Below are 23093 nucleotides of genomic sequence, written 5' to 3' on the forward strand. Positions count from 1 at the left end.
GCCGTCAGCGAACTTAGAAGGGGGAGGCCTCGCGGCCTCCCCCTTTTTTGCGTTTACGAGGCGTAAATGACTCAATTACCCCAGATGATCTTATCGTTTTTGGTACTAAGCTTTTATTTAAAGATAATAAATCGAATAACGAGGGCAACTGCTATGGCCACAATGATCAAAAGCAGGATTGTCAGTCGATGCTGCTTGCGTCGTTTACTTGACGAAACGAAGATCGATTTTCCCTGTTTTGGCGTTTCGAGATAGCGAGCCGAGTGCGTCAAGGTTTGCTTGGGTCGAGGACCTCTTTGTTGATGAGCGGCGGATGCTTTCAGTGGCCCATCACTAGCTGCGCTGTTGTTAGATAATGGTGCGTCTTTCAGATATACAGGGTCTCCCGAGGCGACGCCCATATGTTTACGTCCCGTTTGGGCATCCTCGAGTGTTTGATATCGGTTTCTCGTCACATACTCGGGCTCTGGATCATTAATGGGCTCTTGCGAGATGTGGGGGCGATGGAATCGAATCGGTTGCGGGCTGGAAACTTCGTCCTGCTCCGGCATAAGCGTGTTGTACTGTTTTTGATCGTCCATGATGCCCTTAGTTCGCCATCAATATCGTTTATGCGCCCATTGTAAGTCAGCCGTCTAGTTTTGATGAGATTGCATACATTATTTAAGTCTTAGTTCAAATTCCGCTAATCAGACAAAACCTTAGTCAATAAGACTTAGATATACTTATATTACTAGACTCAAAAAACTTTATAGTCGATGTATATATAAGAAGCGGCTGGGCATATATAAGAGCGTCAAAAGAAGTCCCAGTCACTTAGAAGATGGCTTGGCAGTCCTTAAAAGGAGTGGTAAACATGGCAAGCATGGTTCCTTATCGTTCGGTTTTTGGCGTTCGTCCTTCTGCTAGCTCGCTGTTCGATCTGTTTGATGACATGACCGACCTTGCAAACAACTCGATTGCTTCCAAGGCGTTTCCCGTTGATGTCGAGGACAAGGGCGATGGTTATGAGGTCAAGGCGTATCTGACCGGCGTGGCTAAGGATGACATCGATGTTGAGCTTAATGAAGGCCGTCTGTCCATTAGCGTGAACGTTGTGGAGGACGAGGAGAACGAGGGCAAGAACTTCCTGCAGAAGGAGTTCAGCTCGTACAGCGCGACGCGTGGCGTGTATCTCAAGGACGCTTCGAGCGAGGGCCTCTCGGCTAAGTATGCTGACGGCATCCTGACCGTAACGGTTCCCAAGATCGTCGAGAAGAAGAACGTTACGAAGATCTCCATCGACTAACTTCGTTGGTGCTCCGCGCTATTAAAAGACAACAAAAGGGGCTGGGAAGCGATTCCCGGCCCTTTTTGCTGTCTGGGACGACTATTGAATGGTTGCTGGTCGATGCTGGCTTGCGGGGCGTATCGAGAGTTTTCGCGATCCTTGGAGAAGGGTGGCGGAACTGCCGACCTCGTCATCCAGGGTTGCGGCTAGAGCTTTGGCATAGCTTTTGACGGTAAGGCTCGGGCGATTGTTATCTTGGCTGATATGCATCGCAATGAGCTGTTCGGTGCGATCGGTGACGAGCCCACGCGCTGCGCCGGCGGCTTGGTCGTTAGAGAGATGGCCTTTTGCAGATAAAATTCGATCTTGGAGGAAGCGGGGGTAATCTCCTTGGCGCAGCATGGCCACATCGTGGTTGCTCTCGAGTGCAAGAACTCGGCAGTCTTCGAGGGTGTCTATAGCTTGTTTGGTTAGCTCTCCGGTGTCGGTGGCAAAGCCAATGGAGTCATCGAAAGTGTCGAATCGATAACCGACAGGATTGATGACATCATGCGATGTTGGGTAGGTTCGTACGCGGATGCCGGCAATGGAAAGCGTGTCGCCGGGGTCAAATTCCTCTACGGGTAGATGTGCGAGGGTTTCTTTGCACGAAAGCGTGCCCCTGCTGGCAAAGAGGGGACCATGCCAGTGCTTGCACCATACATCGAGCCCTTTGATGTGGTCGGTGTGCTCATGGGTAATTACAAGCGCGGCAACGTCGTCTGCCGAGAGGCCGAGCTCCGCCATGCGTTTAAGTGTCTCGCGGCGGGACAGGCCATCATCGATCATGATGAGACCTTGCGGCCCCTCGATGAGCGCGCAGTTGCCTTTTGAGCCGCTGCCGAGGATATGAAGGTGCAGGCGAGACATAAGATTCCAAAGGATACAATGGGTGCGGACGAATAGAGGAGGAAGCGAATGCCAACGGTATCTCAGCACTATGGACATCATGCTGCGTCGAGGGCGGATGATTACGCCCTGGCGACGCGGCAGACGGCTGCTCCTGTGGTGCTCATGGTATCAGGTGGTGCGGACTCGACGGCCTTGCTTCTTATGGCATGCACATCAAAGTTGGATATCATGGACGGGCGCGGCGTCGCTTCCATTGCGCGCGAGCGTCTGCACGTACTGCATGTAAATCATCACCTGCGTGGTGAGGCGTCCGATGGCGACGAGGCCTTTGTGCGCGAGCTCTGCGCGCAATATGGCTTGCCGCTGTGTGTTGAGCATGCCTATTTTGATGATGAATCGGGCAATATCGAGGCGGCTGCCCGCGAGGTACGCTATGCCGCGGCACGGAGATACGTTCGTGAGCTCTGCGCCCAGACGGGCGCACCGCGGACGGCGGCCCGCATCTGTACGGCGCACACCTCATCGGACCGCGCGGAAACGTTTTTGATGAATGCGATTAAGGGGTCGGGGCCCGCTGGTCTATCGAGCATTCCACGCCGTCGGAACATCGTGGTACGCCCCTTGCTCGACCTCACGCATGATGAGCTCGTGAACTATCTGCAGGTGCATGGCCAGCTGTGGCGGGAGGATGAGAGCAACGAGGACGTTTCGTACCTGCGCAACTATGTGCGCCACCGGGTGATGCCGGTGGTGGCACAGCGCAACGCGAACGTCTGCAAGACGATTGGTGCCGCTTGCGAGATCCTGGGCGACGAGGATGCGTTTTTGTCTCAGCTTTCGGCTCAGGCGTTTCGAAGCTGCCTGCGCAAGGAAGTGGCGGGTGCGCTGGTCCTCGACGCGCGCCGCCTTGCCGCGGCCGAGGTGGTGATTGCCCGGCGCATCGTACGACTGGCAATTAAGCGCATCGACCCCGATGCTCGGCCGGAGATGCGGCATGTGGAGCGCGTGCTCGCCTGTGTTGCCGAGGGTGCGGGCTCGGTCACACTCCCGGCGGGAATTGATGCGCGCGTGGAGTTTGGAATGCTGGCACTCAAGGCCCCGGTGGCGCGCGAGGGCTTAGTTGCCGACTGGATCTCCGTTCCCGGGCGCCTGTCTTTGGGGGCGGGGCGTATGCTGGTGGCCGAGCCGATGGCCGTTGAGCCGGGATACGATGTCGTGCATCGAGCCCGCGAGCTTGTGGCTGCCGGAGAGGTGGCCGCTATCGTGGATGCGGCGGCCTTGGGCTTTGCCGACCGCGATAGCGATCGGATGCTCGCTGGCTCGTGCGGAGAGATTCCCGCTGAGGCTCGATCGGCGCGCTTGTGGGTGGATAACCCTGTGCCGGGGGATGTGATGTGCCCGCTGGGAATGAGTGGTCGAAGCAAGAAAGTGTCCGACCTGCTCAACGAGGCGCGCATTCCCGTTTCCGAACGCTCTGGCGTGCCCGTGGTAAGAACGGCTCCGGGGGGAGCCGTGGTGTGGGTTGCGGGCGTTCGGGCCGACGAGCGTTTTAAATGCACGGCCGCAACGCGCGTGGCATATCTGCTCCGCGTAGTCGATGCGGAATAGCGCCTTGCGCCTACTATTCTGTGCGACGTTGACGGTATTCCCGCGCTGATGGCGCACGGGCTGGTAAATATACCCCGTGCGCTGCTAGAATGTGTAGTTCGCGTCCATACGGCGGTGTGTGGGCGATAAGCACAAGAAAGGGTTGTCATGGCTTCTCAACATCCGGATATCGAGAAGGTTCTGTTTACGCAGGAGGATATCGACGGTATCGTTTCTCGCCTAGGCGAGCAGATTACTCGCGACTACGTGGGTAAGGATCTGGTGCTGATCGCGGTCCTACGCGGCGCCGTGGTCTTTATGGGCGACCTGATGCGCAAGATCGAGCTGCCGACCAACATCGATTTCATGGCTGTTTCGAGCTACGGCGACGGCGTGAAGTCCTCCGGCATCGTGCGTATCATCAAGGACCTGGATATCGACATCCGTGGCCGCGACGTGCTGATCGTCGAGGACATTCTGGACTCGGGCCTGACGCTCAAGTATCTGATGAAGAACCTCGAGAGCCGCAAGCCCGCTTCTCTGGAGGTCGCCGCCTTCCTGTGGAAGGACGTTGAGGACCGTGCCTCGGCCGTCACGCCCAAGTATGTTGGAACCCATTGCCCCGATGCCTTTGTGGTGGGCTACGGCCTCGACTATGCCGAGCGCTATCGTAACCTTCCGTATCTGGGCATTTTGAAACCGGAGGTTTATTCGTAAGATGCCCGACGACCGTAACGATAACAATTCCCAGACTCCCCGGGAGCCTAAGATCCCGGGGATGCCCGGAGGCAAGAAGCCCACGCGTACGGGCTGGCTGTATTTTATTTTGGCTTGCGCGCTTCTGGGCTACGCCTTCTTTAACATGGGCTCCGGCTTTGCCAATTCCAGCAATACCGTAAAGCTCGCGACGAGCGAGATGGTCAACGCCATTAAGCAGGATCGCGTCGAAGATTTGACCTATACGGTTCAAGACGGAAGCGTGGCGGGTCATTACTGGAAGACAAAAAAGGACAAGGGCGACACGAGCGAGCTCAAGAGCTTCTCCTCGACCTATGTCGGCTCCGATTCTCTTGCCGAGCTTATGGCGGAGCACCCCGATACCAAGTACATCGTCAACACCAATGACCCCGATTTTTGGGGCGACCTGGCGATGAGCGCGCTGCCGACGATCGCCCTGATCGCCATCATGTTCTACTTTATGCGCCAGATGATGGGCGCCAACAACAGGAACATGCAGTTTGGCAAGACCAACGCCAAGACCAACGAGGCAACGCGCCCCAAGGTCAAGTTTGAGGATGTTGCCGGTGTGGACGAGGCGGTCGAGGAGCTCGAGGAGATTCGCGACTTTTTGAGCGATCCGGATCGCTATCGAAAGCTGGGCGCCAAGATTCCGCGCGGCGTGTTGCTGGTTGGCCCTCCGGGTACTGGTAAGACCCTGCTGGCCAAGGCCGTTGCCGGCGAGGCGGGCGTGCCGTTCTTTAGCATCTCGGGTTCCGACTTTGTCGAGATGTTCGTGGGCGTCGGCGCCAGCCGCGTGCGCGACCTCTTTAAGGAGGCCAAGTCCCAGGCCCCGTCGATCATCTTCATCGATGAGATCGATGCCGTGGGACGTCAGCGCGGAGCCGGCTTGGGCGGCGGTCACGACGAGCGCGAGCAGACGCTCAACCAGCTGCTGGTCGAGATGGACGGTTTTGAGGAGAGCGAGTCGGTCATCCTGATCGCCGCCACCAACCGCCCCGACATTCTGGATCCGGCGCTGCTGCGTCCCGGCCGTTTTGACCGCCAGGTTACGGTCGACCGTCCGGACGTGAAGGGCCGCGAGCAGATCTTGCGCGTGCATGCCGAGAACAAGCCGATGGACGAGGACGTTAAGTTTGAGAAGCTCGCCCAGATGACCGTTGGCTTTACCGGCGCCGACCTGGCGAACTTGCTCAATGAGTCTGCACTGTTGGCTGCCCGCCGTCATCGTTCCGTGATCTCGATGGACGAGGTCGAGGAATCGATGGAGCGCGTGATTGCCGGACCGCAGCGCAAGGGTCGCGTGATGACCGAAGCCGAGCGCACCACGATTGCCTACCACGAGAGCGGTCATGCCCTGGTGGGCCACATCCTGGAGCACTCCGATCCGGTCCACAAGATCTCGATCGTCAGCCGCGGTCAGGCTCTGGGCTACACGCTGCAGCTTCCGCAGGAGGACCACTTCCTCAAAACCAAGAACGAGATGCTCGACGAGCTCGCCGTGTTCTTGGGCGGCCGCGTTGCCGAGGAGCTCATGTGCGACGACATCACGTCGGGCGCGAGCAACGATCTGGAGCGCGCGACCAAGATGGCGCGCGAGATGGTCACGCGCCTGGGCATGAGCGAGGAGCTGGGCACGCAAGTGTTTGGCGAGGCGCAGCATCAGGTGTTCCTTGGTCGCGATTACGCTGATCACCAGGATTACTCCGAGGAGACGGCGCGTCGCATCGATATCGAGGTTCAGCGCATCATGCGCGAAGCCCATCGCCGTGCGGTCGAGATTTTGGATGCCCGTCGCGATCAGCTCGATCTGATGGCGAACGTGCTGCTCGAGCGCGAGACCGTCGAAGGTGACGCCGTGAACGCCCTGCTCGACAACGAGTGGGATGCCTACCTTGAGCGCGAGGGCGATATCCTGGCGGCCAAGGAAGAGCGCAATGCCAAGGCGGCCGGCATGCCGACCAAGAAGCGCGCGCCTCGTATGAGCGAGGAGGAGCTGGCGGCTGATGCCGCGGCGTTTGCGCAGGCGGCCATGCAGGAGGATGCCGACGTCGCATCTGAGGATGCTGACGATGTCGAGACTGCTGACGCAAAGAAGGCCGACGGCAATACTGACGTCGACGAGTAATCGTTGTCACGAAAGCCTCCGCGGGGAAACCTGCGGAGGCTTTTTCTTTTGAGTGATATGGAGCCATCTGTTGATTGGGGACAGACTTAAATGAGCGTTTTCACGCATTTAAGTCTGTCCCCAATCAACATTGCTGCGGCACTTTGCTCGGCTAAAGCGTACAATAGCGCCTATGCGAAAGGGGAACAGATGATCAACGATATTATGTATGCGCGCGGTGCGGAGAGCTCCATCATCCGCGAGATCTTTAGCTACGGCCTTGAGCGCAAGGCACAGATCGGCGCGGAAAACGTGTTCGATTTCTCACTGGGTAACCCGAGCGTTCCGGCACCTGCCGCCGTGGCTGAGTCCATTAAGAAGGCCTTGGAGCTGCCGAGCGACCAGCTGCATGGATACACGCCTGCACCGGGTCTGCCGCAGTGCCGTACCGCCGTGGCCGAATCGCTCAACCGCCGCTTTGGCACGAGCTATGAGGGCAAGGATGTCTTTATGACGGTGGGTGCGGCGGCTTCGCTCACCTGTACGCTCAACGCGATTACCAATCCGGGCGACGAGGTCATCGTTATCGCTCCGTACTTTCCGGAGTATCGCGTGTGGATTGAGAAGGCCGGCTGTACGTGTGTCGAGGCGCTCGCCGATGAAGATACGTTCCAGCTGAGCGTGGATAACGTGCTCAAGGCGATTACCGATAAGACGGCTGCCGTCATTATCGACTCACCCAACAACCCGACCGGCGCTGTGTATACGCGCGATACCTTGACGCGCCTGGCTAAAGTTTTGTGCGAGGTCAACGCCAAGCGCGATCCCGAGAATCCGATCATGCTGATCTCGGACGAACCGTATCGCGAGATTGTATACGGCGCCGAGGTGCCTTGGGTACCCTCGATTTACGAGCACACCGTCGTGTGCTATTCGTACTCCAAGTCGCTGTCGCTGCCGGGCGAGCGCGTGGGGTGGATCCTGGTTCCCAATACGAATCCTCAGGCAGCTCGTCTAATGCCCACCGTTGCCGGTGCCGCCCGTACGCTGGGCTTCGTGTGCGCTCCGGCGCTCTTCCAGCGCGTGATTATCGACTGCATTGATGAACCGAGCGATGTCGAGGCCTATGCGCGCAACCGCACCGCGCTTACCGATGCACTGGCGGAGTACGGCTACACCTATGTTGAGCCGAATGGCGCGTTCTACCTATGGGTGAAGGCGCTGGAGCCCGATGCGAACGCTTTTTGTGAGCGCGCGAAGAAGTATGAGCTGCTTGCGGTTCCCTCGGACAGCTTTGGCATGCCGGGCTGGTTCCGCTTGGGCTACTGCGTGAGCTACGAGACCATCGTCAATTCGTTGCCTGCCTGGAAGCAACTGGCCGACGAATATCTTTGAAAGTAAAGCGCTCTGCTTACAATGTTTTACGTGAAACGGGGTTTGGTTTTAAGCCAGACCCCGTTGTCTATGCCGTTGTGTGATTGGGATGAAGCAGTTTTACGACTATCGAAGGCTATGCGTACAATGAATATACGCGACGGCCATGCCGGATAAGGAGATCCGATGCCCTACCTGCTTTCTTGTGATATCCATACTCATACGATGTTCTCTGCGCATGCATATTCGACCATTGAGGAGAATGTGTACTGGGCGGCAGAGCGTGGCCTGCAGGTGCTCGGATCTGCCGACCATCTGAGCTCTATGGTTTCGCCTTGCCCCAATGACCTGCGTAGCTACCAGTTCTTTATCAACCAGGATGTCTGGCCTCGCATTTGGAGTGGCGTGCTGGTGTTGCGCGGTGCCGAGGCCGATATCGTTTCGTTGGACGGAAGCCTGTTTGGCGAGGACACTCCTGTCACGCTCGATATTGCCGGCGATCCGTTCAGCCGCCAGCATTCGCTGTTCGATTTGGTTACGCGCAATTTGGATTATTTGGTGGCAAGCGTGCATAATTCACAGATTGCTGAAGGCGCGACGCTGGCCCAGACGACCGAGATGTATATCAATGCCCTGGAGCACCCCAAGGTGTTCATGCTGGGCCACACGGGTCGCGCCGGTGTTCCCTTTGATATCGATGAGGTGCTGTTGGCGGCCAAGGCCAAGCACAAGATTATCGAGATTAACAACCATAGTCTTGAACATGGTACCGATGCCGAGCATTGGGGTGTGTGCCGCAAGATTGCCGAGCGCTGCGCCGAGCTGGGCGTGGGGATTGGCATCTCGACCGACGCGCACATTGGTATGGCGATTGGCAAGCTCGAGCAGGCGCGCAAGATGCTCGACGAGATTCATTTCCCGCTGGACCTGATTGTGACGCGCGATCGCGAGACGCTGCTGCGCGAGATGGCGGCAGCCGGCGTGTGCGACCTGCGCAAGAGCATGTAACGGGCTCATATAGCCAACGAAAGGGGGCGGTCCAGACGGGCCGCCCCCTTTCTTGTGCCGGTAGATTTTAAGGCATGTCCCAAAAATCTACTGGGGTGGGCTAGCGGCGCCCGAGGATCGCTACGGTTTCGGTGTGGTCGGTATGGGGGAACATGTCGACCGGCGTGATCTTGAGCAGGCGATAGCCTCCGTCGAGGAGCTGGTGCAGGTCACGCTCTTGGGTCACGGGGTTGCAGCTGATATAGGTGATGCGGCGCGGCTTGAGTGCGCAGGCGGCTTCGAGGAACTCGGGGGTGGAGCCGGCGCGCGGCGGGTCGATGGAAAGGACGTCGACGCGTTCGTTGTTGTCGGCGGCATCGAGGATGTAGTCGGTGGCGTCGTCGGCCATAAACCAAGCGCTGCGGGTGAGACCGTTGAGCTCGGCATTGCGGCGCGCGTCGGCAATGCCCGCGGGGTTTCGCTCCACACCGAGCAGCATGATGCCAATGCCCTTGTCCTGGGCACCCTTTGCGGCGCAAAGGCCGATGGTGCCGCTGCCGCAGTAGGCATCCATAAGCACGTCGCCCTGGCGCAGGTCCATGCCGTCGATGGCGAGCTGGTAGAGCAGCTCGGTCTGTTGCGGGTTGGTCTGATAGAACGCGGTGGGGGAGATGTCGAAGTCGCAGCCGAGCAGCTGGTCGCGCATGCATTCGGCGCCATGCACGATGCGGGTCTCCTCGCCTAGAATGGCGTTGCCGGGGCGTCCGTTGATGTTTTGGGCAACGGTGACGATATGCGGATCGAGTGCGGCGACGGCCTCAAAGAACTCCTGCGCATACGGCAAGTCGCGCTGAGCGGTCACGAGGGTGACCATAATCTGGTCGGTGCGCCAGCCGCAGCGAACGACGGCATAGCGAAGCAGCCCCAGATGCTTGTCTTCGTTAAAGGCGGGAATGTGCAGACGTTCGGCCTCGCGAGCGATACCGTTGAGAATCTGACGAGCACCCGGCGCCTCGACAGGACACTCGGGTACGGCAACGATCTTGTGCGTGCCGCGCTCAAAGAAACCGCAGCGGACAGCGCCCTCCTTACCGGGAGCAAACGGAGTGGCAGCCTTATGACGAAAACCGCGCGGCGCAGGATATTTGCCCGGGTCGCCTAGGGTGACGCCCATACCGCGAATGGGATCGACGGTTATGCCCTCGCGCTCACAGAGCTCAGCAAACAGTTCCTCCATAGCAGTCTGCTTGGCCGCCAACTGCTTCTTATAAGGACGATTGAGCGCCGTGCACCCACCGCAAGCTTTCATGATCGAACAGGGAGACTTGGGGTCCACAGTCTTGCACGCAGCCGAAGCCGGATCTTTATGCGAGTGCTTGGGGCGAGTCTGAGATGCCTTATCCCCGCCCCGACGAGAGCCAGAACGCTTGGCCTTAGCCTTGCCCTTGGCCGACTTACCCTTCGCATCCTGAGACGCCTTGGATTTCTTAGAAGATTTTTTCTCCCCCGACCCCTCAGCCGCCTCGATCAAAGCACGACGAGCCTTACGCTCCGCACGAGATTCTGCCATGAATTAACCCCACTATTTAATAAAAGAAAAGTCCGAAGCAATTGTACCGTGCATTCAACGTGCCCGTTTGGAGAGGAGGCTATTTAAGGTTCCGAGCAGGTTGTCTCCCGGCTGAGTGGCGCCCGGCGCGGAGTTTAATTTGTCGCGAGTTCCGCACGAACAGGAGGCCACTTAATGTGGCCTCCGTCGTGAGCAGGACTGTAGAGCAGCAAACTTAACCCCTGCCCCGGCACCCGGCGGGCAAATCCTCCCTTGTACTCTATCAAGGTAAAGTGTATGATTCTGAACGTTACACGACTCACTTTACTTAACTAAAGTGCCAGCAAGGGGGAATACCATGAATACCGATATGTCTCGTCGTCAGTTTGTTGGTCTAGCCGGCTCGCTCGCCACGGTGCTCGGCCTTGGTCTTGTCGGTTGTGGCGGCGGTGCCGGTAAGGGCTCTGCTGCCGGCTCTGCCGCGGCCAAAGATACGAAGGGTGCCGCGGAGTCCAAGAAGCTCGTGGTGGGCTTTGACAAGTCCTATCCTCCGTACGGCTTTGTGGGCGACGATGGCGAATATACGGGTTTTGACCTCGACCTTGCCAAGGCCGTTGCCGACAAGCAAGGCTGGGAGGTCAAATACGAGGCCATCGACTGGGATGCCAAGGATACGCTGCTCAACTCGGGTGCCATCAACTGCATCTGGAACGGCTTTACCATGGAGGGTCGCGAGGACGACTACACGTTCTCCGAGCCGTACATGCTCAACGAGCAGGTGCTCGTGGTCAAGAAGGATGCGGGCATCAAGAGCTGGGACGATCTTGCCGGCAAGACCGTGATCACCCAGACCGATTCCGCTGCGCAGGATGTGCTCGAGGGCGACCAGAAGGATCTGGCCGCGACGTTTGCCACGCTCGATACCATCGGTGAGTACAACACGGCGTTTATGCAGCTCGAGAGCGGCGCGGTCGATGCCGTGGCTTGCGACCTTTCGATTGCCCAGTATCAGCTCGCCGCCAAGCCCGATGCCTATACGCAGCTCGACAAGCCGCTGTCCAGCGAGCACTACGCCGTTGGCTTTAAGAAGGGCGACACCAAGTCGGCCGATGCTGTAACCGAGTCGCTCAAGGCGCTCTACGAGGACGGCACGGTTAAGGACCTCTGCGACAAGTATGCAGATTACGGTCTTTCCTTCGATAATTGGGTGCTCAAATAACGGCTTTCCCAGGAACCCGATCTTGCCGCTCAAACCCTCCTCGCGTACCAAAGTACGCTTCGTCGGGCTTGTCGCTCGCAATCTTGGGCACTGCGCCTATTTGAGAATAAGATCCGCTGTTCTGCTGTTGCGAAAGAGAGGGTAGGTTGTCTATCCAAGTCATGATGCAGATGCTTGGCCAGGGATTCTTGGTCAGCTTGCAGCTGTTTGTGCTGACGCTGCTCGGGTCGATTCCACTGGGAATCCCCGTGGCGTTTATGCGCATGAGCAAAATCGCGCCGCTTCGCTGGATTGCGCGCATCTACATTTCGGTCATGCGTGGCACGCCGCTCATGCTGCAGATGTTTGCCATCTACTTTGCCCCGTACTACGTGTTTGGCATCTCGCTCACACCCGATTCCAAATGGACGGCGTGCGTTGTGGCGTTCATCATCAACTACGCCGGCTACTTTGCCGAGATCTATCGATCGGGCCTGCAGTCCATTCCGCGCGGTCAATACGAGGCTGCCGAGGTGCTGGGCTATTCGCGCCTGCAGACGTTTTTGTACATTGTGATGCCGCAGGTCGCTAAGCGCATTTTGCCGGCGATGGGCAACGAGATTATCACGCTGGTCAAGGATACGTCGCTGGCATTTGCCATTGGCGTGGGCGAGATGTTCTCGACGGCCAAGGCGCTGGTTGCCTCGCAAGTGAACATGGTGCCGTTTGCAATCGCGGCGCTGATCTACTGGGTCTTTAACTTTGTGGTCGAGATGCTGCTGGGCGCCGCCGAAAAGAAGCTGGACTATTACCATGACTAACTCAGTGATGAAGATCGAAGGCGCGCGCAAGGCGTTTGGCGGCAATGAGGTTCTCAAGGATATCTCGCTTGAGGTGAAGCGTGGCGAGGTCGTGGCGATTATCGGGCCTTCGGGTGGCGGCAAGTCCACGCTGCTGCGTTGCGCCACACTGCTCGAGACGCTCGACGGAGGCTCGCTCTCGTTTGGCGGCCTTGCCGTCGCGACGGATGCGGGTTCGGGCGCGGTGTATGCGAAGGGCGATGTGCCCAAGCAGGCGCGCTCGCGATTCGGCCTGGTGTTCCAGAACTACAATCTGTTTCCGCACTATACGGTGATGAAAAACATCACCGACGCGCCGATCCGCGTGCTTAAGCGCCCGCGCGAGCAGGCGGAAGCTCGTGCGCACGAGCTGATTGCTCAGATGGGGCTTGTGGGCAACGAGAACAAGGTGCCGTGCGAGCTTTCGGGCGGCCAGCAGCAGCGCGTGAGTATTGCCCGCGCCCTGGCGCTCGACCCGGAAATCTTGTTCTTTGATGAGCCGACCTCGGCGCTCGATCCAGAGCTGACGGCCGAGGTGCTGCGTGTCATTAAAGACCTTGCGGCGCAGAACATGACGATGGTGATCGTGACCCACGCGATGCAGTTTGCGCGCGATGTTGCCGACCGCGTGGTCTTTATGGACGGCGGCCGTATTGTCGAGGAAGGTCCTGCCGAGCAGGTCATCGACCATCCACGCGAGCAGCGTACCCGCGAGTTCTTGAGCCGTATCGAGGGGTAGGCTCAGCTATTTACTCAACTTTTTAATTGAGGCGAAGCCGCCAGGTCTTACGGCCTGCGGCGGCTTTTATTTGTATCGATGGGGTTTAATAATCGCCTCGCACGTTTGCTCTGGCCTCTCGCCGTCTGTATTCATACGTGCGCCGAAAGGTGTGCATGGACAGGCGGATGCAAGGGTAGGGTGGTGGCATAGGACATTTGGAGGGTGAGTCGGCTCGGCTGCCGACCATGCTGCTCCCGGGACGGCACCGACCGCGAACTCTCCCCGTTGGCGTCGCGCATTGCGCGCGGCCCTGCAAGGAGGTCATCATGGGTGCTCCCAAGACCGGTAACGTAAGGAACGTGGTGCTCGTAGGCCAAGGCGGGGTGGGCAAGACTTCACTCGCCGAGGCCATGCTCCACCTTTCCGGCAAGACCGCCCGCCTGGGCGGCCACGACGGCACCAAGCCCACGCTTGACTATGACCCCGAAGAGGTCAAGCGTGCATTTTCCATCTCGACGACCATTGCGCCGATCGACTGGAAGGGCGCGCGCATCAACGTGCTCGATGCCCCGTGCTATCCCGATTTTATCGGCGACGCCTATGCCGCGATGAGCGTCTGCGAGACGGCTCTGTTTGTTGTCGACGCCGAGGCCGGCCCGCAGCCTACGACGGTTAAGCTCTGGTATGCCGCCGAGGACCTGCGTCTGGCGCGTGCGGTGTTCGTAAACCGCCTGTCGCGCTCCGAGGCCAGCTTTGCGACCACGATGGACCTGCTGCAGGAGCGCTTTGGTACGCGCCTGGGTGCCGTGACCCTTCCCTGGGGCGAGGGCGAGGACTTTGACGGCATCATCGACCTGGTGCGCATGAAGGCGCGCCATTGCAACGGCGCTGAAGCCGTTGAGTCGGAGATTCCCGAGGAGTATCGTACCCAGGCCGAGGAGGCCCACGACCATCTGTGCGAGCTGGTGGCCGAGGCCGACGACGAGCTGATGATGAAATACCTGGAAGGCGAGGAGACGCTGACGCAGGAAGAGCTCGAGGGCCTGCTGTCGAAGGCGATCGCCGAGCGCATCTTTGTGCCGGTCTTTGCGGGCGATTGCATTAAGGAGCAGGGCGTCAACTCGCTGATGGACGATATTGCCACGTACTTCCCGGCGCCGACGGACTACGGCGAGATGCCGCTTATCGATGGCGATTCGCTCAAGATCTCGAGCGACGATGACCGCCCGGTGGCGTTTGTGTTTAAGACCCTGGCCGATCCGCAGCAGGGTCGCATCAGCTTTATCAAGGTGCTGACGGGTACGCTTGAGCCGGGCCTTGAGCTGGTCAATGCGCGCACGCGCAAGGGCGAGCGTCTGGCTCACCTGTATGTGATGTGCGGCCGCGACATGACCGAGGTCGGGCACGCGTATGCCGGCGATATCATCGTGGCGCCCAAGCTGGCTGCCGAGACGGGCGATACACTCTCGATTACCGGTAAGGTCGAGGCTGCGGCGTTTAAGTTCCCCAACTCGCAGTACCGTATCGCCATCGAAGCCGAGAACCGCGGCGACGAAGAGAAGCTCTACACGTTTATCGAGAAGGCTTGCAAGGCCGATCCGACCATGAGCATCGACCGCGACGAGGAGACCGGCCAGACCATTATCTCCGCCGTGGGTGAGGCGCAGGTTTCGGTCCTGCTCAATCGTCTGGAGGACCGCACCAAGGTCGCTGCCAAGAGCGTGCCGATCCGTATCCCGTATCGCGAGACCATCCGCCGCACGGCAAGTGCCCAGGGTCGTCATAAGAAGCAGACTGGTGGTGCCGGTCAGTATGGTGACTGCTGGCTGCGTGTGGAGCCGATGATTACCGCCGACGGTACGAGCGACGGTTATGAGTTTGTGGACGAGGTCGTGGGCGGCCGCATTCCGCGCTCGCTGATCCCTGCCGTGGATAAGGGTGTTCAGGAGACTATGAAGGACGGCATCATCGCCGGCTACCCGCTCACGGGCATTCGCGTGGCTGTGTACGACGGCTCGTATCACAGCGTCGACTCCAACGAGATGGCGTTCCGCGCGGCGGCCCGCATCGGCCTGCGCAAGGCGTGCGCCGATGCCGACCCGGTGGTGCTGGAGCCCATCGAGGAAATCACGGTGACGATCCCCGAGAGCTACGCCGGCGCCGTGATGGGCGACATCTCGGCCTCGCGTGGTCGCGTGACGGGCATGGAGACCGATGAGCGCGGAGACACCGTGGTCATCGCCCAGGCGCCGCTGGCCGAGCTGACGGATTACTCGACGCGCCTGCGCTCTATCACGCGCGGCACGGGCGACTTTACCATGAAGCCCGCGGGCTATGAGCAGGTGCCTTATGACGTTCAGGCCAAGCTGGTCGAGCGCTATGAGGAGGGCCGCGCCAAGTAGCGTGTGACGTTGCCTGTAACATACGTGCCGATGCAAGGGCCGCTCTGGGTGATCCGGAGCGGCCCTTTTTGATCCCCGGTGGGGTTGCAAATCGGTTCTTGTCGTGGCTCGGGGCTAATCCCCCGAGGCCTGGTTGCGGCCGGTGGCGTAGTCGATCTGCACATGCGGCTGCAGGTTGTAGCAGTACACGTGGAAGCACAGTGTCTTGCCGTGGTCCTCGACCGACTGCGCCTCGAGGCGGACACCGCGGCAGACGAGTTCCTCTTCGTTGTACATGGGCGTGACGCGGTAGAGCACGTGGTTGCCCGTGTCGCGGATATAGCCGAGGATCTGCTCTTCGAAGGGCAACATGCCCGTCTCGTTGAGATAGCGCGTGCCGGTCAGGAGATTTTTGCGGTTGGCGTTTTCGCCGCAGAGCGACCAAGCGATAAGGTGGCAACGGTTATAGAGGCTCTGGCTCGGAATAAAGTCGTAGCGCTGCTGGTGCCATCCGGCGGGGTGGATACGCGAGATATCGCCGCGCTTGCCCTGACCGAGCGATTCGGGTCCTATGCAGGCGAGTGCTTTGCGGGTACGGCCCAGGCTGTCGAGCTTTGAGAACCTCTTAAAGCATCCTTCTTCGGTGGCCCGTTCGTATTCATCGAGCGTGAACGACGGTGTGCCGAGCGGATGCGTGCCGTCGGCGCGAAGGGTAACGTAGGGGTTGCCGGCGTAGTCGGGGATGCTGCTGAGATATACGCCGCGGGCGCGGTCGAGATCGGGGTTTTCGACCTCGTCGATGGGGGTGGCGGCGCTGTCCGCGGAAGCGCCGTCGCCGGTGTCGGTTGCGGCGGAATCGGAGCCATCGCCAGAGTCCTGGCTGTTTTGAGGGTCCGGGGAGCTCGCCGTTCCCGATTCGAGCCGGGCGACCAAGTCCGCTTCGTCGTCGGTGCGGTTGGGGCTCTCGCTTTGCTTCTCGGCCAGAGCCGCCGCCTGCTCATCGCTTTGCGGCGACAACAGCTTGGGCGCTCCGTCGATCGATCCCGTAAACAGCGCAAACCCCAGCACCACGGCGGTGCCGATGGAAAGTACTTGCTTGTAGGCGGACTTGCGCGACATGGGGGCTCCTGGTTAGTCGGTTGCGAATCTACCAGTCTAGCAGGAGACGCCGCAGGTCGTTTCCCAGATAAAACCTGCCAAAATAAACCTGCCCCTTTTTGGTAGGCTATTGATTCATGTAGCGAAAGCCAAATATGATATATACGTTATATACAAGCTGTAAAGCGCGGTAGAGTGACGGTAACGAAGGCCGTGCAAGCCGATGAAGGGACCGATATGATCAAGGCTGTCATTTTTGACATGGACGGAACGCTGGTCGATACCGAGCGTTTGGACGTGAGGGCATGGAAGGTGGGCGCTGCCGAGCTGGGGATTGCGATTGATGATGCGCTGGTCCATCAGTTTATCGGTCGCTCGATGCCTGATGTCAGGGACATCCTTGAGGAGCATTACGGCAGCCGCGAAATCGTCGAGACGGTCGAAGCCCACTACAGGGATGCTCTCGACGAGATGGTCAAGACCGATCTGGAGCTTAAGGCCGGCGCCGCCGAGTGCCTGGACGAACTGCTGGCTGCGGGCTATCACGTGGGCCTTGCGACGTCGTCGCGCCGCGTTGCGGCCGAGCGCAACCTTAAGACGGTCGGCCTCTTTGATAGGTTTGAGACGGTGACCTGCAACGAGGATACCCTGAACGGCAAGCCCGATCCCGAGATCTACCTGCTCGCCTGCGATCGCGCGGGCTTTGCTCCCGAGGAATGCGCCGTGGTCGAGGACTCACGCAACGGCTGCGTCTCAGGCATCACGGCCGGCTGCCATGTCTTTGCCGTTCCCGATATCGTGCCGTTGCCGCAGGACGTGGCGGACGGCTGCGAGGCCGTGCTCGATACGCTGTTCGATCTGACGGCGGCGGTCAGGGCCGTGCGCTAAAGGTATGCGCCGAGGCTGATGACGGTGGCTTCGGCGTGGCCCCGCTTGCGTTTTCCCAGATAAAACCTGCCAAAATAAACCCGTCCTCTTTTGGCGGGTTGGCGGGGTAATGCCCGCCGCAACTTATGGCACGGTTGGGATGTGTACGCTTTAAAGAGCGGAGCCCATGGTTAGAGAGATGCGCTCGTCTCTCTAAACGTCTCTCTAAAGAGAACGTCGGTTAGAGAGATGGCCTTAGGTAATCTAGCAGTGAATTCGATACATCTCTCTAAATTTCTCTCTAAAAGAAGGTGCTCATCTCTCTAAAGTTAGAGAGATATACTAAGCTTTAGAGAGATAAATCTATTGTTTTAGAGAGACGGAATGCCAATGCTGTTGGATGAACCTCTTGGCCTTATCGTTGAGCGCCTTCGCAGGCGGGGGACCGATGACGCATCGGTAGAAGTTAAAGCCTGCACGAATAAATTGAGTGCAGACGTATGGGAGACAGTGAGTGCTTTTGCGAACACTGCGGGCGGGCTCATTATTTTGGGCCTGAACGAAGCCGAAGGATTTGTTCCTTCTGCCAACTTTGCTATCGACAGGGTGCGCGACCAGTTTGTTTCGGGTATCGGAGACGGAGGCTCAGCGGCGGTGGTGACCCATGCGCCACGGTATGAGCTTGATCGAGGCGAGGTCGACGGGCTCCAGGTACTTCTGGTGCGCATCTTTGAACTTGAGCTCAAAGCGAAGCCATGCTATATCGGCGCGCGCGGCGTGCAGAACGGTAGCTACAAGCGCGTGGATGATAAAGATATCAAGATGTCGCCCGCTGAGCTATATGAGCTACAGAGTGCGTTGCTTCCGAGCGATGCAGACGGTACGGTGGTTTCGGAGGCAACAGTCGAGGATTTGGATCCAGATGTCGTGCGGTCCATTATCGCAAATCGCCGGCTGCAGACCCCGCGCGTTTTGCGCGGGGCCGATACGCTGGAAAAGCAGCTGGCCAGACTCAATATCACTACAAAGGATGGAGCTGTGAAGCTCGCGGGGCTGCTGTCGGCGGGAATCTACCCCCAGCAGTTCTATCCTAAGCTGATGATCGATGTCGCCGTTCATTCCGATGTGGAAAAATCTGCTCCTGGGCAACCCCGGTTTATTGACCGCCAGTTGTGCGATGGCCCGATTCCGGCCTGCATCGAAGATGCCCTCGCTGCGATCGGACGAAACTTGCGCAAAGCGGCGATAGTGCGAGGCGCTGGTAGAAGGGAAGATTGGGAAGTACCCCAGGAGGTTTTGCGCGAGGCCTTGGCGAATGCCTGCATCCATCGAGAGTATTCGCCCATGTTTGTGGGGCAGGCCGTGAGCGTCGATATCTACCCAGACAGAATAGAGATCAAAAACCCCGGCGGGCTTTGGGGCGGAAAGACGGTGGACAATCTTGCGGACGGGGAATCGCGCTGCCGAAACCCAAAGCTCATGAGTCTGATGGGGGCGACGCCGTTAGAGCATGCTGAGGGGGCTGTTGCGGAAAGTCAGGGATCTGGCATCCCGGCTATGATTCGCGAGATGGAGTCTCGTTCGCTTGGCAGGCCGAAATTTATCGTTAAGGCCGATTCGTTTACGGTGCTGCTTTCCCGGCACGGGGCGGAGCTTGCTGAAAACCGCACGTGGATTCAGAACCATGTGGGCACCGAGCTGACGGATCGCGAAGAAACATTGCTCATGTTTATGCGGGAGCATGGGTGCGTATGCGATGTTCAAAAAATACGAGAGGCCCTGAAGTGGGATTCGGATGACATTCGCCTGATCTGCGGGGACCTTGTAGATAAACATGCCCTGTCAAAATGCGGCAAAGACACGTTCGAAATTATCGATAGGAACAGAGAACCGTCAGCTTCGACGGCGGATAGGATCCTGGAGGCTCTCAGCGCCGAAGTGGATATGACGGCGCGAGAAATAGCGGTTGCATCGGGGGTCAGAATTTCGTCTGTCCGTTACCATCTGCCAAAAATGGCGGATAAAGGGCTCATCGAAGTAATGGGTTCATCGACGAGTCGTAACCGCCGATATCGGAAGAAGTAGATGCAGCCGGGTCGCCTCTCTAGTGTCTCTCGAGGCCAGATGGGTGCTGGAGGGGCGATTGTCTCGCGATATTTCCCCAGATAAAACCTGCCAAAATAAACCTGTCCCTTTTGGTAGGTCAGTTAACGCAGTCCAGGTTGAGCATATGCGAGCGAGCAGGCTCCGGGTGCGGTAAGGTGACGTGAAACAAGCGGGCGCTGACCTTTTGGTCGCGCCCGTGAAGTTGAACGTCAGATTGCCGCGCCCGGGGCCTGCGCAGCGCCGAGCAGTTACGCCGTTTGTAAAACGGCGTAACCTAAAGGTTCATGTTGCCGTGGATGTAGGGGGTGACCTCGGGGGAGATATGGCCGCAGCCTAGGTTGCGCAGCGCAGATTCGATGGCGGCGGGAAGCGGGGCCTTGCCCTCGTCGTTGACCGCGGTACTGCCGAGGGCGGCGATCTTGGCGACGTCTGCCGGCGCGGCCTCGATATGCATGCAGCCGCCGACGAGGCGTGCGCGGACCTGGTCCAGGCCAAGGTCGTGCAGGTAGTCCTCACAGGTGCGGATTGCATCGACCTTCTCGCGCGTGAGCTCCTCGCCCGTGGGGACGCGCGTGGCCAGGCAGGCTCCTGCCGGCAGGTTCCAGACGGGGTATCCCCAGGCGCGCAGCAACTCGCGCTCTTCGTCCTTGGTAAAGCCGACCTCCATAAGCGGCGAGCGCACGCCGAGCTCCTGGGCGGCGCGCATGCCGGGGCGGTAGTCGCCGCGGTCGCTTGCGTTGCTGCCGTCGATGACGGTGGGAAAGCCCAGCGACTTGGCGTGGTTGACGATGGCGGTAAAGCCGGCGTGCTTACAGTGGTAGCAGCGATTAGCATCGTTGCAGGCTACTTGGGGGAGCTGTAACTGATCGACCGAAAGATTGAGCACGGGGAGCTTGAAATGCGGCCCCTCATCGGCCTGCCCGTCAACCGCCCGCTCAAACGAAGCCTGCTCGGGCGTGCCGATGAGCGGCGTGGTGAGGTGAACGAGAAGCGTGTCGGCAGGCATGATGCGGGCGCATACGGCGGCCAAAAAGCTGCTGTCAACGCCGCCGGAAAAGCCGATGGTGACGCGTCCATATGCCAAAAGCAGCTGCTCGAGCGCTGCGAGTTTGTCCTGAAGCCCCTCTGCAGGTGCGGTGGTGTCTGAAAGCATGAATCGATCCTTGCCGTTGAGTACTCGGTCGAAAACTATAATCCTACCGAGCCGCTTGTCATAAGACTTCTATCTATGTAACGAAAGCGCAATATGCTATATACGTTATATACAAGTTTGTAAAGTGCGGTAGAGTGGCAGTAATGCAATCCGGTGAGGGGACCGATATGATCAATGCCGTTATTTTTGACATGGACGGAACGCTGGTCGATACCGAGCGTTTGGGTATCAAGGCGTGGAAGGCGGGCGCGGCCGAGCTGGGATTCGCGATTGATGATGCGCTGATCCATCAGTTTATCGGTCGTACGCTGCCCGACGTCATGGGCATCCTTGAGGAGCATTACGACAGCTGCGAAACCGCTGAGGCAATCTATCGTCGCCATAGGGAGATTCGCGACGAGATGGTCAAGACCGACCTGGAGCTTAAGGCCGGCGCCGCCGAGTGCCTCGACGAGCTGCTGGCTGCGGGCTATCACGTGGGCCTCGCGACGTCGTCGCGCCACGTTACGGCCGAGCGCAACCTCAAGACGGTTGGCCTCTTTGACAAGTTTGAGACGGTGACCTGCGGCGAGGACGTCGTGCGCGGCAAGCCCGACCCCGAGATGTACCTGCTCGCCTGCGAGCGCGCGGGCTTTGCCCCCGAGGAGTGCGCCGTGGTCGAGGACTCACGCAACGGTTGCGTCTCGGGCATCACGGCCGGTTGCCATGTGTTTGCCGTTCCCGACATCGTGCCGCTGCCGCAGGACGTGGTGGACGGCTGCGAGGCTGTGCTCGATACGCTGTTCGATCTGCCGGCGGCGGTCAAGGCCGTACGCTAGTGTTCGCACGCGAGTCGCCATGCCCCGCGCCCGATCCCGCGGGACGGTGGCGGCAACGGCGCCTGCGTGGAGGCGCTGACGCAGTCAGCCCCTCTTATCACGCCAAGATTGCTGTTTTGGCCGATAAGAGGGGCATTGTGCTTTAAGCGACTGGGGCTGCGGCCTTGGTAAGGAGCTGGCGGAGGGTTATGACGCTACAAGTTACTCAAGGAGCCAGTCGATCACGTTGCGCTTGCGGACTCCTTCGTAGTTCGCGTCCGCAAACAGCGTGTCGAGCGTAAGAAGCGTCTTGGGGTAGTTGTCTCGGACTTTCTTAAAGGGGGCCAACTCTCGATTGAGGGTGGTTTCGTCGAGCGTTGTGGCTGAAACCTGAAAATAGGCTGTCTCGTCTGAGTTTAGGGCAACAAAATCGATTTCCCCGCCGTCGATATCGCCCACGTAGACGTCGTATCCACGGCGTAGGAGCTCGAGATAAACAACATTTTCGAGGATATGACCGATATCGCTGCTTTGGGTTTTGACAAGAGCGCCTCTAAGTCCAAGGTCAACGGCGTAGTATTTGCCGTTTGTTGAAAGAAGCTGCCGACTGCGCACGTTATAGCGCGGAGCAAAGTACAGCACAAGGCTGTCTGTTAAGCCTTTGAGGTACTTGGCTACGGTTTTCTGGTCGGTTTTGTTGCCGTTGGACGAGAGCGTGTCGGAGATTTTTTTAATCGAGATCCGGTTTCCAATGCTATGGAGTAGGAACTTGGTGATATCGCGCAGGGTCGGGACGTCCGAGACCTTCAGGCGTTCGATAACGTCGCGTATGACGATGGTATCGTAGAGGCTCATAAGATAATCGCGCGCCTGGGGTCCCTGAATACCCGTCTCGGCGATAAAGGGAAAAGAGCCCCGGGTGATGTACTCGTCAAACAACTGCGCGGGAGCCTTTCCGTCATTGGTTTTTGCCGAGCAAAACTCTTTAAAGGATAGGGGCAGCATCTTGAGCTCTACGTAGCGACCGGAGAGCAAAGTAGCCAGCTCGCTCGAGAGCAGATAGGCGTTGGAACCGGTTATGTAGAGGTCGACATTGTCCTTGATAAAAAGACTGTCGACGGCTTTTTCGAAATGCTCGACGTGCTGTATCTCGTCCAGAAAAATGTAGTTCATCTTATCGGGGACGAGTCTGGCGGAAATGTAGTCGTAGAGTGCTCTATATGACGTAAGCGACTCGAACTCCAGGTCTTCAAAGTTGAGGGATATAACCTGGTCACCTGTGATTCCATAATCGCGCAGGTAGCTACGGTAGATTTCGAATAGCTTTGATTTGCCGGACCTTCGCACGCCCGAAACGACCTTGATGACGTGCGAGTCTTTCCACGAAATGAGCCAGTCGAGGTACTGTTTGCGATCAATCAGATTCATGA

General features: G+C 58.6%; 19 protein-coding genes. 13 read left to right on the forward strand and 6 right to left on the reverse strand.

Annotation, left to right across the window (positions count from 1 at the left end):
- Positions 1-113: 113 nt before the first annotated feature.
- Positions 114-581, reverse strand: a complete 468-nt coding sequence (locus tag DW123_RS09505) for a hypothetical protein (protein ID WP_117734835.1) — start codon at positions 579-581, stop codon at positions 114-116.
- A gap of 275 nt (positions 582-856) precedes the next feature.
- Here DW123_RS09505 and DW123_RS07915 point away from each other — a divergent pair, with 275 nt between their 5' ends.
- Positions 857-1288, forward strand: coding sequence for an Hsp20/alpha crystallin family protein (locus tag DW123_RS07915; RefSeq protein ID WP_055251783.1), 432 nt, complete (start codon positions 857-859; stop codon positions 1286-1288).
- 81 nt (positions 1289-1369) lie between these two features.
- On the opposite strand, the gene DW123_RS07920 is transcribed toward DW123_RS07915, so the two are convergent.
- Positions 1370-2179 carry an MBL fold metallo-hydrolase gene (locus DW123_RS07920; RefSeq protein ID WP_117734836.1) on the reverse strand — a complete coding sequence of 270 codons (810 nt, stop codon included), beginning with the start codon at positions 2177-2179 and terminating at the stop codon, positions 1370-1372.
- Between the two features lie 48 nt (positions 2180-2227).
- On the opposite strand from DW123_RS07920, the gene tilS reads away from it, so the two are divergent.
- From tilS to DW123_RS07945, 5 genes are all read left to right on the forward strand, one after another.
- The gene (gene tilS, locus DW123_RS07925; protein WP_199406605.1) at positions 2228-3769 is read left to right on the forward strand and encodes a tRNA lysidine(34) synthetase TilS; all 1542 of its coding nucleotides are present in this window, start codon (positions 2228-2230) and stop codon (positions 3767-3769) included.
- A 147-nt stretch (positions 3770-3916) separates the two neighbouring features.
- A complete protein-coding gene (gene hpt / locus DW123_RS07930) occupies positions 3917-4465 on the forward strand; it encodes a hypoxanthine phosphoribosyltransferase (protein WP_117734837.1) in 549 nt (182 codons plus the stop codon).
- Position 4466: 1 nt separating this feature from the next.
- On the forward strand, positions 4467-6614 hold the full coding sequence (gene ftsH, locus DW123_RS07935) for an ATP-dependent zinc metalloprotease FtsH (RefSeq protein ID WP_117763830.1): 2148 nt from the start codon (positions 4467-4469) through the stop codon (positions 6612-6614).
- Positions 6615-6803: 189 nt separating this feature from the next.
- Positions 6804-7988 (forward strand): pyridoxal phosphate-dependent aminotransferase, encoded by a 1185-nt coding sequence (locus DW123_RS07940; protein ID WP_117734839.1) that lies wholly within the window; start codon positions 6804-6806, stop codon positions 7986-7988.
- 165 nt (positions 7989-8153) lie between these two features.
- Positions 8154-8975, forward strand: a complete 822-nt coding sequence (locus DW123_RS07945; RefSeq protein WP_117734840.1) for a phosphatase — start codon at positions 8154-8156, stop codon at positions 8973-8975.
- A 100-nt stretch (positions 8976-9075) separates the two neighbouring features.
- Here DW123_RS07945 and rlmD read toward each other — a convergent pair whose 3' ends face one another.
- Positions 9076-10524: a 23S rRNA (uracil(1939)-C(5))-methyltransferase RlmD gene (gene rlmD, locus DW123_RS07950; RefSeq protein WP_117763828.1), complete on the reverse strand. Its 1449-nt coding sequence runs from the start codon at positions 10522-10524 to the stop codon at positions 9076-9078.
- A 337-nt stretch (positions 10525-10861) separates the two neighbouring features.
- On the opposite strand from rlmD, the gene DW123_RS07955 reads away from it, so the two are divergent.
- The 4 genes from DW123_RS07955 to DW123_RS07970 all read left to right on the forward strand — a co-directional run bounded on the left by DW123_RS07955 (position 10862) and on the right by DW123_RS07970 (position 15663).
- Positions 10862-11722 (forward strand): transporter substrate-binding domain-containing protein, encoded by an 861-nt coding sequence (locus DW123_RS07955; protein WP_117763827.1) that lies wholly within the window; start codon positions 10862-10864, stop codon positions 11720-11722.
- Between the two features lie 146 nt (positions 11723-11868).
- Positions 11869-12522 (forward strand): amino acid ABC transporter permease, encoded by a 654-nt coding sequence (locus DW123_RS07960; RefSeq protein ID WP_233505102.1) that lies wholly within the window; start codon positions 11869-11871, stop codon positions 12520-12522.
- Positions 12515-13279, forward strand: coding sequence for an amino acid ABC transporter ATP-binding protein (locus DW123_RS07965; RefSeq protein WP_117743432.1), 765 nt, complete (start codon positions 12515-12517; stop codon positions 13277-13279). The genes DW123_RS07960 and DW123_RS07965 overlap by 8 nt, the downstream gene beginning before the upstream one ends.
- Before the next feature lie 308 nt (positions 13280-13587).
- On the forward strand, positions 13588-15663 hold the full coding sequence (locus DW123_RS07970) for a translation factor GTPase family protein (protein ID WP_118273501.1): 2076 nt from the start codon (positions 13588-13590) through the stop codon (positions 15661-15663).
- Between the two features lie 114 nt (positions 15664-15777).
- Here the strand turns inward: DW123_RS07970 and DW123_RS07975 are convergent, their stop codons facing one another.
- Positions 15778-16761, reverse strand: coding sequence for a DNA/RNA non-specific endonuclease (locus DW123_RS07975; RefSeq protein WP_117743434.1), 984 nt, complete (start codon positions 16759-16761; stop codon positions 15778-15780).
- A gap of 216 nt (positions 16762-16977) precedes the next feature.
- Between DW123_RS07975 and DW123_RS07980 the strand changes: the two genes are divergently transcribed.
- Both DW123_RS07980 and DW123_RS07985 read left to right on the forward strand, forming a co-directional pair.
- Positions 16978-17628, forward strand: a complete 651-nt coding sequence (locus DW123_RS07980; RefSeq protein WP_117734855.1) for an HAD family phosphatase — start codon at positions 16978-16980, stop codon at positions 17626-17628.
- 369 nt (positions 17629-17997) lie between these two features.
- The gene (locus tag DW123_RS07985; protein ID WP_158553155.1) at positions 17998-19692 is read left to right on the forward strand and encodes an ATP-binding protein; all 1695 of its coding nucleotides are present in this window, start codon (positions 17998-18000) and stop codon (positions 19690-19692) included.
- A gap of 295 nt (positions 19693-19987) precedes the next feature.
- Here the strand turns inward: DW123_RS07985 and DW123_RS07990 are convergent, their stop codons facing one another.
- The gene (locus DW123_RS07990; protein ID WP_117743436.1) at positions 19988-20866 is read right to left on the reverse strand and encodes an ATP-dependent sacrificial sulfur transferase LarE; all 879 of its coding nucleotides are present in this window, start codon (positions 20864-20866) and stop codon (positions 19988-19990) included.
- Positions 20867-21033: 167 nt separating this feature from the next.
- Between DW123_RS07990 and DW123_RS07995 the strand changes: the two genes are divergently transcribed.
- Positions 21034-21684, forward strand: coding sequence for an HAD family phosphatase (locus DW123_RS07995; protein WP_158570740.1), 651 nt, complete (start codon positions 21034-21036; stop codon positions 21682-21684).
- Positions 21685-21885: 201 nt separating this feature from the next.
- Here the strand turns inward: DW123_RS07995 and DW123_RS08000 are convergent, their stop codons facing one another.
- On the reverse strand, positions 21886-23091 hold the full coding sequence (locus DW123_RS08000) for an ATP-binding protein (RefSeq protein WP_118273503.1): 1206 nt from the start codon (positions 23089-23091) through the stop codon (positions 21886-21888).
- Positions 23092-23093: the final 2 nt, after the last annotated feature.

Source organism: Collinsella sp. AM10-26, assembly GCF_003472525.1.
GTDB lineage: Bacteria > Actinomycetota > Coriobacteriia > Coriobacteriales > Coriobacteriaceae > Collinsella.